The organism is Acidovorax sp. BLS4, from assembly GCF_032929295.1.
Lineage (GTDB): Bacteria > Pseudomonadota > Gammaproteobacteria > Burkholderiales > Burkholderiaceae_C > Paracidovorax.
In genome coordinates, this window is record NZ_CP136797.1 from 4,062,803 (window position 1) to 4,075,211 (window position 12,409).

The 12,409-nt window shown below is 66.5% G+C and carries 15 protein-coding genes; 2 read left to right on the forward strand and 13 right to left on the reverse strand.

Going from position 1 to position 12,409, the window contains the following annotated elements; translation table 11 throughout:
• Nucleotides 1-13: 13 nt before the first annotated feature.
• The 13 genes from sctN to sctC form a co-directional block, all read right to left on the reverse strand.
• The gene (gene sctN / locus R1Z03_RS18710; protein ID WP_284406600.1) at nt 14-1,336 is read right to left on the reverse strand and encodes a type III secretion system ATPase SctN; all 1,323 of its coding nucleotides are present in this window, start codon (nt 1,334-1,336) and stop codon (nt 14-16) included.
• Nucleotides 1,329-2,609, reverse strand: a complete 1,281-nt coding sequence (gene sctL, locus R1Z03_RS18715) for a type III secretion system stator protein SctL (protein ID WP_317353840.1) — start codon at nt 2,607-2,609, stop codon at nt 1,329-1,331. Before sctL ends, sctN begins: the two co-directional genes overlap by 8 nt.
• Nucleotides 2,603-3,226 carry a type III secretion protein HrpB4 gene (locus R1Z03_RS18720; RefSeq protein WP_284406598.1) on the reverse strand — a complete coding sequence of 208 codons (624 nt, stop codon included), beginning with the start codon at nt 3,224-3,226 and terminating at the stop codon, nt 2,603-2,605. The genes sctL and R1Z03_RS18720 overlap by 7 nt, the downstream gene beginning before the upstream one ends.
• Before the next feature lie 40 nt (nt 3,227-3,266).
• The gene (gene sctJ, locus R1Z03_RS18725; RefSeq protein WP_284431035.1) at nt 3,267-4,106 is read right to left on the reverse strand and encodes a type III secretion system inner membrane ring lipoprotein SctJ; all 840 of its coding nucleotides are present in this window, start codon (nt 4,104-4,106) and stop codon (nt 3,267-3,269) included.
• Nucleotides 4,107-4,130: 24 nt separating this feature from the next.
• A complete protein-coding gene (locus tag R1Z03_RS18730) occupies nt 4,131-4,514 on the reverse strand; it encodes a type III secretion protein (RefSeq protein ID WP_284431036.1) in 384 nt (127 codons plus the stop codon).
• Between the two features lie 27 nt (nt 4,515-4,541).
• Nucleotides 4,542-5,018, reverse strand: coding sequence for an HrpB1 family type III secretion system apparatus protein (locus tag R1Z03_RS18735; protein WP_272565622.1), 477 nt, complete (start codon nt 5,016-5,018; stop codon nt 4,542-4,544).
• A 226-nt stretch (nt 5,019-5,244) separates the two neighbouring features.
• The gene (locus R1Z03_RS18740) at nt 5,245-5,445 is read right to left on the reverse strand and encodes a hypothetical protein (protein ID WP_272565621.1); all 201 of its coding nucleotides are present in this window, start codon (nt 5,443-5,445) and stop codon (nt 5,245-5,247) included.
• A gap of 76 nt (nt 5,446-5,521) precedes the next feature.
• Nucleotides 5,522-5,725 (reverse strand): hypothetical protein, encoded by a 204-nt coding sequence (locus R1Z03_RS18745; RefSeq protein ID WP_272565620.1) that lies wholly within the window; start codon nt 5,723-5,725, stop codon nt 5,522-5,524.
• Between the two features lie 82 nt (nt 5,726-5,807).
• The gene (locus R1Z03_RS18750; RefSeq protein WP_272565620.1) at nt 5,808-6,011 is read right to left on the reverse strand and encodes a hypothetical protein; all 204 of its coding nucleotides are present in this window, start codon (nt 6,009-6,011) and stop codon (nt 5,808-5,810) included.
• A 108-nt stretch (nt 6,012-6,119) separates the two neighbouring features.
• Nucleotides 6,120-6,545, reverse strand: a complete 426-nt coding sequence (locus R1Z03_RS18755; RefSeq protein WP_317353849.1) for a hypothetical protein — start codon at nt 6,543-6,545, stop codon at nt 6,120-6,122.
• An 18-nt stretch (nt 6,546-6,563) separates the two neighbouring features.
• Nucleotides 6,564-6,827: a hypothetical protein gene (locus tag R1Z03_RS18760; protein ID WP_272565616.1), complete on the reverse strand. Its 264-nt coding sequence runs from the start codon at nt 6,825-6,827 to the stop codon at nt 6,564-6,566.
• Between the two features lie 26 nt (nt 6,828-6,853).
• Nucleotides 6,854-7,846 (reverse strand): secretion protein, encoded by a 993-nt coding sequence (locus R1Z03_RS18765; protein ID WP_284431039.1) that lies wholly within the window; start codon nt 7,844-7,846, stop codon nt 6,854-6,856.
• Entirely contained in the window at nt 7,843-9,768 is a 1,926-nt protein-coding gene (gene sctC, locus R1Z03_RS18770; RefSeq protein WP_317353852.1) for a type III secretion system outer membrane ring subunit SctC, read from the reverse strand. Before sctC ends, R1Z03_RS18765 begins: the two co-directional genes overlap by 4 nt.
• 347 nt (nt 9,769-10,115) lie before the next feature.
• Here sctC and R1Z03_RS18775 point away from each other — a divergent pair, with 347 nt between their 5' ends.
• A complete protein-coding gene (locus R1Z03_RS18775; RefSeq protein ID WP_317353855.1) occupies nt 10,116-11,630 on the forward strand; it encodes a class I SAM-dependent methyltransferase in 1,515 nt (504 codons plus the stop codon).
• Nucleotides 11,630-12,358, forward strand: a complete 729-nt coding sequence (locus R1Z03_RS18780) for a lytic transglycosylase domain-containing protein (RefSeq protein WP_317353858.1) — start codon at nt 11,630-11,632, stop codon at nt 12,356-12,358. The genes R1Z03_RS18775 and R1Z03_RS18780 overlap by 1 nt, the downstream gene beginning before the upstream one ends.
• Nucleotides 12,359-12,409 lie beyond the last annotated feature (51 nt).

Here is a 12,409-nt window from a genome sequence, read left to right on the forward strand (position 1 = left end):
GCGGGCTGTGGGGTCAGCCGTTGGCCACGTGTGCCAAGGTGCCCACCGATCGGTCGAAATCCCAGAGATCCGATGTGGCCTGGTTCAGGAAATCCAGGATCTGGGGCATTTTCTGCATGGCCTCGTCCGCGAGCGCATCGTTGCCGGGCTTGTATTCCCCCATCTGCACCAGCGGTTCGATCTCGTCGTATTTCGCCATGAGGCGGCGAAAGTGTCCGCCCGCCTGCTGATGGTCCTTGGGCACGATCTGCGACATCACGCGGCTCAGGCTGCCCAGCACGTCGATGGCCGGGTACTGGTTGCGGGCCGCGATCTTGCGTGACAGGATCATGTGGCCGTCCAGAATGCCTCGCACTTCTTCGGAGATCGGGTCGCCACCGCTCTCGTCCTCGTAAAGAATGGTGTACAGCGCCGTGATCGAGCCCACCGCACCCATGCCGGCCCGCTCCAGCAGACGGGGGATCTCGGCGAACACTGAGGGCGGGAAGCCGCGCCGCGCAGGGGGCTCGCCCGCAGCCAGGCCGATTTCCCGCTGAGCGCGGGCGAAGCGCGTGAGCGAGTCCATCATGAGCAGTACCTTCAAGCCCTGGTCCCGGTAGTACTCGGCCACGGCGGTGGCCACATGGGCTGCCTTGGCGCGTTCGCTGGACGACCGATCGGAGGTGGCGCACACCACCACGGACCGCGCCATGCCTTCTTCACCCAGAATGAACTCGACGAATTCGCGCACTTCGCGGCCTCGCTCGCCGATGAGCGCGATCACGCTGATGTCGCACTCCGTGCCACGCGCCAGCATGCCCATCAACGTGCTCTTGCCAACCCCCGCCGGCGCGAAGATGCCCATGCGCTGGCCTTCGCCCAGGGTGAGCAGGGCATCGATGGCCTTCACGCCGGTGGGCAAGGGGTGCTCGATCATTTCCCGCTCCATCGGCGTGGGCGGAAGGGCGAACACCGGGCGCCGCTCGAGGCAATCGAGCGGACCCTTGCCATCGATGGGCTGGCCCAGGCTGTCGATCACCCGGCCCAGCAGCTTGGGTCCCACAGGAACGGACAGCACCTCGCCCAGGCCGACCACCGCCGAGCCGCCCCGCACGCCGAGGATCGATCCGAACGGTGACAGGATGCTCTGGCCGTTGGCAAAGCCGATCACTTCGGCGGCCTGCAGCAGGCCACCGCTTTCATCGAGCACATGGCACAGCTCGCCGAGCTTGGCGTCCAGGCCGGTCACGCGCATCAAGGTGCCGATCACCTCGACGACCTTGCCACTGCGGCGAACGATGGTCGCGGAGGCAATTTCCTGCTCCATCCATTGGGGCAGTCCGGAGACTTCAAGCATGGTGCTTTTCCTCGTCGTCATCGTCATCGTCATCGCCGTCGCCGGCAGTCCCGCTCATCGGGTCCAGGGTTTCGAGCCAGTCCACCGCATCGTCGTCGTTGTGCAACGGCTTGGCGGATGAGAACCAGTTGGGCGAGTCGTTTGCCCTCTGGGCCAGAGGCGGTGCAACGGATGCCAGGGTTTGCTCGGGCACCGACTCTTCGGTGTCCAGCGGGTCCTCGGCTACGAGAGGCTCCTCCGACTCCGACTCCGACTCCGACTCCGACTCCGCCTCCGCCTCCGCCTCCGCCTCCGCCTCCGCCTCCGCCTCCGCCTCCGCCTCCGCCTCCGCCTCCGCTTCCGCTTCCGCTTCCGCCTCCGCTTCCGCTTCCGCTTCCGCTTCCGCTTCCGCTTCCGCCTCCGCTTCCGCTTCCTCGGCTTCGGCTTCGGCTTCGGCTTCGGCTTCGTCCGCCTCCAGCCACTCCGTGGCTTCGTGGGCGGACGTCAGCTGGACCTCATGCAAAGGTTCCATCTCGATCTCTTCGGGGTCTGGCGGCGTGCTGGCTTCCTGCGAAGCATTGGCCATCGCCAACCGGGTGGCCCGCTCCAGTGCAGAGCGCACGCCAGCGAGCTGCACACCGAGGCTGGTGTCGAGCCGGCCGATGTCGGACTCGAAGATGCAGGAGCCCAGCGCGAGCGATGCATCGGTCTCGACGCGCACCTCGGGCTCGTTCGGCCCACGCACGGCCGAGGCGATGGCGGTGCGTGCCGCCTCGGCCTCGTCCGGATGAACGCGCAGGCTGGCCGTTCCTGCCTGGCGCAGCGCATCCTTCACGGTCCACAGGGCGCGCTGGAACAGGGCTTCGCGCGATTCGGATTGCACGATGCGCTCGACGGCCAGCGCGACCACGCCGGCCAGTTGGGTGTCCATGGCGTGCCAGGCGGCTTCATGCGTGGCCTTGAGCTGCGCGAAGCGGCCGTGCCACCGCGCGGCGGCTTCGCGCTCGCCGTGGGCATAGCCCAGCTCTCGCTCGGCAGCCGCCTCGCGCCGTGCCTCGTCCACCAGGGCTTCGGCCTCTTGCCGCGCCTGCTGCAACAGGGTCTGGGCCGACTGTTCGGCTTCGTCGGCGGTGCGTTGAGCCTGGGCCCAGGCTTCCTCGCGGATGGCGGCGCATTCATCCCGGACGCTCTCCAGCAGCCCCAGTACGCCGGTCACCGTGGGGATTTCATGGGCCCGGAGGATGCCGGTGTCGGTGCGCAGCTGGGCGCGGTTCGGGTTGGACCAGATCAGCATGGTGTGCCTTCGAACAGCGATTCCAGCCGCTCCAGGCGGGCATGGGCCGGGCTGAGTGCCGCCGGCACATGCCGGGCGCGGGGCTCGTCCTGCCGCGACAGGGGCAGAGACAATCGGGCCAGCCGGCGCAATCCCCGGTCGGGCCACACGCCTTCCCGCACCAGTTCGCGGTAACCGACCCAGGCCCATGCGAGGGGTGTCCACGATGCGACTTCACTGGGCACGGGTGTGCCTTCCTGAAGGCCTCGCAGGGCCCCGTAGGCCGGCCCCAGGCATTGCTGCAGCGCGGCCCGCGACGTGCGCTCGACGCAGCAGCGCAACACACCGGGCCGGCCCATCAGGGCGAGAGCGCACAACCGCGACAGCATCTTTGTCCGGTCCATCAGCGCAAGCCGGCTGGCAGGGTGCTCCAGGGAGGGCAGGGGAGGCAGGGGGCCACAGCTGCGTTCATACAGCGCAATGGACATGCGCTGTCCCACGGCACCCTGGTCCCAGTCCTGAGCGGACTGCGCCAGGCCGAGCGGGGCGCGCCAGCTCGGGTCCATGCCTTCGTGCAGGGCTTCGAGCCGCAACTGGAGCGCCTGCGCCAGCGAGGCAAGTTGGCTGGCCCGGCTCATGGCCGCCGCCCCAGGCCGTCGGCCGTGTCGGGGAGGGGGGTCATGCCGAGGCTCCCGCGGGCGCCGTGGCTGGCGCGGGGTTGGGTTTGGCGGCCTCCACGGCAGGCTGCGATGCGCTGGCTTCCTTGCGCCGCAGCGGCGCTGGCAGCCAGGCGGGGCGCTTCCAGGCCAGCCATCCACCCGCCGCGGCAAGGACGAACAGCAAGGCGGCCAGGCCGATCCACAGGCTGTTGTTGGACTCTTCCTTCAGCACGGCAGGGCTCAGAGGCATGCCTGGCACGAGTGTGACGGTCACGTTCTCATAGGCCAGCCCTTCGACGCTGCGTGCCACCATGTTCTTGATGCCGGCGACCAGCCCTGCCAGGTTGGCGCTCTCGCGGTACTTGATGAAGACCGAGGCGCTGGCCGGCTTGACCGAGGATGCCAAGGGGTCGTTGTTGGGCAGCACGATGTGCACCCGTGCGGTGACGACGCCGTCGATCTGCGACAGCGTGGCCTCCAGCTGCTGGGCCACACCATAGATGAAGCGCACCCGCTCCTCGGTCGGCGTGGAGATGAGGCCTTCCTTCTTGAACATCTCGCCGAGCGTGACGTGGCGCTCGCGGGGCAGGCCATAGGACCTCAACACGGTCAGCGAGCGCACCACATCGTCCTGGTCGACCTGCACATTCCAGGTCTTGCCGGCATCCGTGGTGGCCTTGCTCACCTGCACGCCGCTTTCCAGCAGGGCGGCCACCATGTCGTTGGCATCGGTCTCCGTCTGCTTGGTGTAGAGGTCCGTCTTGCAGCCGGTGAGGGCCAGCAACAGTAGCAGCGGGATCAGCGCGCGGCGCGCGAACTGGCGATAGGTCGCCGCGCGGGAGCAGAGGGATGGCGCCATGATGGGTGCTTCGCTGAAAGGGGTTTATTGGTTGCGCATGAGCGTTTGCAGGCCGGTCTTGGCGGTTTGCGCAAGGCTGCTCATCGCCTGGACCTGGAAATGGGTGCCGGCGAACTGGTACATCAGAGTGACCTGGTACGCCGTCAGGTCCACCCCGGGCGGCTGCTGGATCGCGGCCTGCATGAGCGCCGCCGTGTCCTGAATCTCCTTGCGGATGGACTCGTCCTGATTGATCAGCATCTTGCCCAGCGTGGACGGGCTCTCGCTCTCCACGGAGGACAGTGGGGGCGTGTCCTTCATCATGCGAGCGAATTTCTCCGCGACAGCGCTCATGTTCATCGAGGGGCTGGACGCCTGATCGACGATGAGGGAACTGGATGCCGCGCCAATGCTGCCGATGGGGTCCATGGTGGATTCTCCGGAAATGAAGGGGTGTCAGGCGCGCATGAACATGAAAGGCATCTGGAACGCGGAAACGCTGGCGGCCTCGGCGGGCTTGGGGGCCTCGGTGGTTTCCTGGAACGTGCCCGCGGCCCGGGCCCGGTTGATGACCAGGCCGCTGACCAGTTCAAGTGCATCCGGGCCGGCGTTGCCTTGCTCCAGCTCGTTCAGCGTCATCTCCCATGTGCGATCGCCCAGCATGTATTGGCAGTTGGCGATCATGGCTTTCGCGGAACCCCACTGCTCCGGGTGGTTCTCCAGGGTGCGCACGCGCTGGATGCATTCGCGGTAGGCGCCGCGCCGGAAGGAAATCCAGCCATCGATCATGTCCAGCTCCGCCACTTTGGGGCGCAGCGTGCGGATTCCGGCAAGGATGTCCGACGCCTCGTCGTTCATGCCCTGGGCGATGGTCCGGTAGACCAGTTTGATCAGCGCGGTAACGAATTCCTTGCGCTCAAATTTCGGATTCATAAAAACACTCCTGTTTCTTCTGCATAGACGGCCTGGGCTCGCGTACAGCCCTGCGCCGGCGTCGGTCGATGGTCCGCCTCGGCGCTCACCAGTACGACGTACGAAGCGCAAGCCAGAAGGGTCACGATCGTGGTGATGAAAGGTGGCATGGCCTGCGGCGGCTGGGGGCAGGCTTGCAATCCATGCGCGGGGGAAACGCCTTGGATCCAAAGAGGATCCGATCGCTTCATCCCGCAGCCTGCGCAAGCTTGTCCGTCATGCTCTTGGAGCTTTTCTGGAACGCGTCGGCCATGTTGGAGATGACGGAGTTGCGGCCTTGCCTCTCGCTCAGCTTGGCTTGCAGTTCCGTCATGGCGTTCTGGTTGTCCTGCTGCTGCTGCATGCGGGCCATCAGGGCCTTGGTGTCGCCATCTGCTTTGTTGACCATGGGGGCTCTCCTGTGAGGGAAAAAGTAAAAGGCTTTGCTGCGCCATGAGCGGTGCGGCCCATGGCGCGATGCAGCATCAGCCCGCGCCTTGCGCTTGCTTGTCCGACAGGGCCTTGGAGTTCTTTTGGAACGCGTCGGCCATGTTGGAGACGACGGCGTTCTTGCCTTGCTGCTCGCTCAGATCGGCTTGCAGTGCCGTCATGGCGTTCTGGTTGTTTTGCTGCTGCTGCATGCGGGCCATCAGGGCACGGGTATCGCCATCGGGTCTGCTGGTAGACATAATGAATTCCTTTGTGAAGTGAACGTTGAGGAAACGAAGTGCAGCGCCATGAGCGTTTTTCGGCCCATGGCGCGATGCTGCTTTAGCCCGCGCCTTGCGCTTGCTTGTCCGACAGGGCCTTGGAGTTCTTTTGGAACGCGTCGGCCATGTTGGAGACGACGGCGTTCTTGCCTTGCTGCTCGCTCAGATCGGCTTGCAGTGCCGTCATGGCGTTCTGGTTGTTTTGCTGCTGCTGCATGCGGGCCATCAGGGCACGGGTATCGCCATCGGGTCTGCTGGTAGACATAATGAATTCCTTTGTGAAGTGCGGAACATTCCGCGTTATTGAAGGCCACACCGCGCGGCCTCCATTCGGTGAGGCATGACGGCCGGATGCCGCCGTGCCAATTTCGGTTCAGTGCAGGGAGGCCCTCCGGCCTTGCTGGCCCACGTACTTCAGCACCCCGAAGGCGGCTTCGCGCACCTCCTGGTCTGCGTGGGTGGCCAGCACGTTGTCGATCCAGTAGCGCCACCCCCTGTCGCCGCCAAAGAGCATCGCGACGGCCATGGCGATCTTGTTCTCGCCGTTCTGAGGCTCTTCCTCGATGCGCGCTGCGAGGGCCTCCCGCGCTTCGCCCAGCTGGCCGGCCATCGCCATGGCGACGGTGCGGTACAGCGAATAGCCGTGGGTGTCTTCGAGCGTCATCTCGACGGTGGAGTGGATGGTTTGCGCGTCTTCGCCCACCCGGTAGATCGTGCCCAGCAAGCCCACGGTCATGAGATTGCGGTAGATCACCGGATATGCGCTCTTGGCCGCGGCGGGTGCTTCGAGGACCAGCATGGAGGGGCTCCTTGTGTCTCAGACGGCCAGGGTGGTGCCGTGCAGGGTTTCCCAGATCCGCTGGATCACGCGCTGCGATGCGTAGAACGCCTGGATCAGCTGCGTGACGAGCTGGCGCTCGGCGTCCACCTGGGTGGACTTCAGCATGGCGCTGCTCTCATCCGCGATCTCCGCGAAGTAGCGGATCATGGCCCGCGCACGGTCGCCACTCTTGTCCTCGGTGAGCGCCTGGTCCAGATTGGCGAGGTCGCTGAAGATGATGGATTCGTTGGAAGCAGTCATGGTGTTGGCGTTCGTTGGGTGAAGGGTTAACGGGAAACCGACCAGTCGTTGGCGGCCAGGCTCTCTGCATTCGGTGGCGAGAGGTGTTTCACGCCGTCGCGTGTCTGTACGTACTGCAGGTCCCCTGCGTTCATCAGCGCGCTCATGCGCTTGACGCCTGCAGGGGGAAGTTCTGCCGCGCTCACGTCGATCCGCTTGACCAGCGGTGCCAGGTCGGACGCGATGCGCGTGGCGCTGTCCTTGAGCGCCGACAGGTTCTGTGTGTCTCCGGTGACGTTGAAGCGCCCTTCGCCCAGGTGATGGACGCGAATGCCCGGGCGTGCAATCGCGTCGGCGATGCTTTGCTCCACTTCGTTGCTCGTCGCATAGGCGTGCACGATGCGTTCCGATTTGAAAGGCGCCAGCAGTTGGCGAACGGTGTCCGCATCCGAGGCTTCGGCCAGCAGGCCGCGCACGACGACGCCATCCGCCTGGGCCACCACCTCCAGCCCGGAGACCGGAGCTGTCGCCAGGGCGCGCTGAACCCGCACCAGGAGCGGTTCCTTGGGCACCGCCTCGCGGGCAACGGAGTCGGTGGCGGGGCGATCCTTCTTGGAGGGGGTCAACGGCGCGACGGCCGCGCTCAGCGCCGCAGTCATGAGCGCGGTTCCCACCACCGCCGAAAGGATCATGGGCGACATCTTGCGGCTGTGGGGCGCCACGACGGGTACCTGGTTGAGACGGGCGATCAGATCGACGCTGGCGGGCCAGGTGGCGTTGCCGGGGCCGGTGCACAGCACGATGTCACCCATGCGATGGGGCGTGAAGTCCTCCATGGGCAGCCATGCCGGGGCAGGGCCTTGTGGCGACAGCGCGAACTGAATCATTCCGTCCTCTCCCGCTTCGATCAACATCGCATCCGAAGTCCAGTCGGTGAGCTGGATATCTGCTGCGTCTTCCGCGCTGATCAGGTAGCGCGTTGAGGTCAAATTTATCTGTGCGCCGGCATGCTGGCCGGTCAGTATGCGAAGCTGCTTCATGGCTTGCGAACCTCATTCAAGAAGGCGACAGGAGCAGGCGAGGCGGCGTTGAGAAGGCGCGGCGTGATGAGGAAAAGCCGCTCGGTGCGCTGCGTCTGGCGCTCGTTGTTGCGAAATGCCCCGCCCACGAGCGGCAGCTTGGAAAGTCCGGGAACGGCGTTGTTCTGGGACTGCTCCGACTCCACGGTGATGCCCCCGATGAGCAGGCTCTCGCCCTCGCGCACATGGGCTTCGGTGCGGATCTCGGTTTTCTTCACGATGGGGACCTGGTCCACCACGTTCGTCTCGAACGCTCCGTCTTCGATGTAGAGCGTGAGTTTGATGTTGTTGCTGCCATCCATGCGGGTGACCTGCGGCGTCATCTCCAGCAGCGTGCCGGCCTCGATCTGGAACAGGTTGGCTTCCAGATTGCCGGCCACCCGCACGGTGGCCACGCGTTTTTCGCGCATGACCGCGGTCCGGTTGGCGACGCCCATGACGGACGGCTTGGACAGGACGCGGGCCTTGCCTTCGCCCTGCAGGGCATTGACGCGGGCCAGCAGATGGCGTCCCGCGTCGGCCACGATCGTGCCCAGCGCTGCGGCAGGCATGAGGCTGTTGGACAGGTTCATGCTGATATTGGTGTCACTGCCTCGCAAGGTCCAGTTCACGCCCAGCGCGTCCACACTGTCGGAATTGACCTCGATGATCGTGGCCTCCAGTTCGACGAGCTGGGGTTTCTGGTCGAGGCGGCGGATCAGGGTCTCGAACTCCGCCATGCGGTCGGCGCGCCCGAAAACCACGACCGAGTTCGTGCCTTCGTCGGCTTCGAAACGCGGTTGGTTGTCTTCTTCCGGGTTTTTCGCAGGGGGCGTCAGCGGCCGCAGGTCGGAGGCCGGCGTGCTGGCGTCCTGGTTGGTGGCGCGCGGTAGCGGCGGCAGGAACTGGTTGGCCGAAGGCAGGGGGATATACGCGCCGAGTTTCTTGCGCGTGTTGTCGTTGTCCTTGTCCATCATCCGCACCAGGGGGGCGATGCTGGCGCCTTCCTTTTCGCGCTCACCGTAGAGCTTGCGCAGCATGGTGGCCACGCCTGGCACGGTGGTGTTGCCCACGGCCCGGTCGCCTGCAGAGGCGAATTGGAGCGAGAAGACGCGCGCCGTGCGAGCGTTGTTGTCGGTCACGCCCGCGTCGAGCGCTTCGAGGGCCGAACTCACCAGTTCCAGATGCCGGGGTGGGCCGGACGCATACAGCGTGCTGCTGGCCTCGTTGAACCGGATGGGGTAGCGCTTGTCGCCCAGGTCGAACGACTGCAGCAGCTCCGCCACCTGTTCCCGGTTGAAACCCTTGAGCCGGAACATGCGGCTTTGCATGGAGCGGCCCGGATAGAAGTACAGCGCCGACCCGTCGTGATACCACAGCAGGTTGTAGGCCCGGGAGACGCTGTCAAGGAATTCGCGCGGCTTGAGATCGAAGTTGGCGTTGACCACGCCGTCCACGCCATCGGCCACGATGGCGGGGGTGCCGCGGCTGGCGGCGAAATCCTGCAGCACGTCCGCGATCCGCTTGTTCTCCGCCCGGTAGACGAATCGGCCCTTCTCCCAGGCCGCTGCTTCTATGGCGCTGGGGGGCAGGGGCAGGGGCTGCGCGGCCGACAGCGATGTGGCCCGGGCCGATGGCATCGCGACGGGCCGGGTGGCCACGGCGGCATCGCCCTGCGCCCGGTCCGTCGCCGGAGCGGCGAAGGGGCTGGCGGAGGCGGAAATGCTGGAGAGGCTGCCCAGCTGATGGGACATTTTCATGTAGCCCATGGAGGGCTGTGCGAAAGCGGACCCGGTGAGAGACAGGGCAAGCAGCACGGCGGCGAGGGTGTCGCGCTGAACGGCTCCCATGCCGCAGGCCGGGGTGGCGGATGGCTTGCGAGAGATGGGGGCGGTGGACTTCAACGCAGTACTCCGGTTCGTTGGCTGGCAAACGAAGAGTAGGTTGGGGCCACCGCCGTCGCGGCACCGCAGGCGAAGACACGGCCCGCGGCGCGAAGGCCTTGATTCCGGTGGTTTCAGGGCCCGTACCCAGTCCCGCCGGGAAGGGTGCCGCAGGGGCGTCGGCATGCGCGGCATGGGGTGGGGCAGGGGACGACATGGCGCCTCTGCTTCGCCTTTCCGGCCATCGTTTCGACTGTTGGACCGGCCTGGCTGCGCGTTGCGGCTGCAATGGGCGCAGCTTTTGGTGCCTTTCGCGAAAGCGAAGGTGCACACGCCCTGTCACCGTCCCAACGCTCAGAGGAAGACCGATGAAATCACCCCAGCCCGCCGTGCTCGACGTGCGCAGCGAACCCTATACCCGCGGCTACTACCGCGCCCTCTCGCCCGCGCAGATGAGCGTGGCCCTGGAGTCCCGCGGCGTGTGCGGCCCCGATCTGTCAGCCCCCCTGAACTGCTTCGAGCTGGGCATGGGGTTCGGCCTGCCGCTGGTGGCGCATGCGGCTTGCTTTCCGCACATGCGCTTTTACGGCAACGACTTCAACCCCCATCACGTCGCCTATGCCAACGAACTGGCCCGGGACGCGGGGCTGTCGAACGTGGAGGTGTTCGAAGACGCCTTCGAGACCTTGCTCGATCGTGACCTGCCGCCCATGGACATCATCTCCATGCACGGCGTGTATTCCTGGATCTCGCCGCCGCTGCGCAAGGTGGTGATGCGTTTCATCGCCGAGCGGCTGCGCCCGGGAGGCGTCGTCTTCGTGAGCCACAACGCACTGCCCGGCTGGGCCGCGCAGATGCCGCTGCGCGAACTGGTGAACCTGCATGGATTGCGCCAGGTTCCGGTCAGCGCAACGCCGATCGAGCGGTTGTCGCAAACGCTGGATTTCCTCGACGATTTCGCCAAGGTGAACCCCGCCTATTTCTCGGACGACCTCTCGGTGCAGGCCCGTCTGTACGGGCTGCGGCGGCTCGATCCGCACTACGCTGCGCACGAGTATTTCAATCCCGACTGGCACCCCATGCACTTTCACCAGGTCGCCGCCGAGATGGCCGAGGCGGGGCTGGAGTTCGCAGCGCCCGCGGTGCTGTCCCAGCAGGTGGATGCGGCCATCCTGCCCCCGGCCACGCGGGAGTTGCTGCGGGGGGTCAATGACCCGGTGCTGCGGGAGACCCTGCGCGACTTCGCGGTGAACCGGTCCTTCCGCTGGGATCTGTACACCCGTGGCGCCCCCCAGGCCAGCGCGCAGCAGCATGCGCAGTTCCGCCTGGACAGGACCTGGATCCTGGCCACCGCGCGCAGCGAAACCCGGGAGAGCCCGTTGTCCGATGCCGCCGCCGACCATGTGGACGGCGCCACTGCCCTGCGCCTGCTGGACGCGCTGGCAGAAGGCCCCGCCACCGCCCGCGAACTGGCCCGCCGGCCCGAGCTGGCATCGCTGGGCGCGGATTTCATCGTCGACGCCTTGATGCTGCTGGAAAACGAAGCCCAAGTGCATCCCGCGCTGCCCGTGGCACTGCGCGAGAGCGCCCGGGAATCGGTGCAGCGCTTCAACAAGGCGGTCATGCAGCGGCCGGACGACGATGGACTGCATTACCTGTCCTGCGCCGCCAGCGGCCAGGCCATGGGCTGGTCTCCGCTTGCCATGGCGCAGATCCGTGCCGCCTGCCAGGGCGCGCAGACCGCGGACGAAATGGTCCAGGCCATGCAGGCCCGGTTCGAAGGCGAGGGCGAGGGCCAGATGCCGGCCGAACGCCTGGCGCACAGCGCCCGCTGCTTCTTTGCCAGCCGTGCCCCGGTGCTGCGCCACCTGGGGCTGTTGTGATGGTGCGCTGGCAGCGTCACGCGCTGGTGGCAGCGGCGGCGCTGCAGGCGTGTGGCGCCAACGCACTCATCGCCTACGACTGCTGGGTGAAGGGGCCGGAGTCCGATCCAGTGCGCGTGGCGTTCGACATCGCCAAGCGCTACCCGGCCATCGTGGGGCAATGCCGGGCGGTCGAGCTGCCCGACCCGCCGGCTGACCCGGCAGACGCGGACGATCCCGTGGCCAGCGCGGCCGCCGTGGCGAGCGTGCGCGTGATCCGTGCCCCACGCACTGCTGGTGCCGTGCCGTCCGGCGCGGTCTGGCCCACGGCGATGGTGACGCCCCGTTGGCGCCACGAAGCGCTGTGGCCAGTGATCGAGTCGGCCGCCACCCGCCATGCCATCGACCCGCACCTGGTCCAGGCCGTGATCGAGGTGGAGTCGGCCTACGCGCCCAACGCACGGTCTCCCAAGGGCGCGCTGGGCTTGATGCAGCTGATGCCGGCCACCGCCGCGCGCTTTGGCGCCCCGTCCTCCGCCGACCTGTTCACGCCCGCCGTCAATGTCGAGACCGGGGTGCGCTATCTGCGCTTTCTGGCCGACAAGTTCAGTGGCCAGACCGAACTGGTCCTGGCCGCTTACAACGCGGGCGAGGGGGCGGTCGTGCGGCACGGCTACAAGATTCCCCCTTTTCGCGAGACGCAGGATTACGTGCGCAAGGTGCTGGACAGGTATCCCGCCACCCGCTGATTTCCCTGATTTCCCTGATTTCCACGAGGGCCGCGACATGATCGCCGGCCC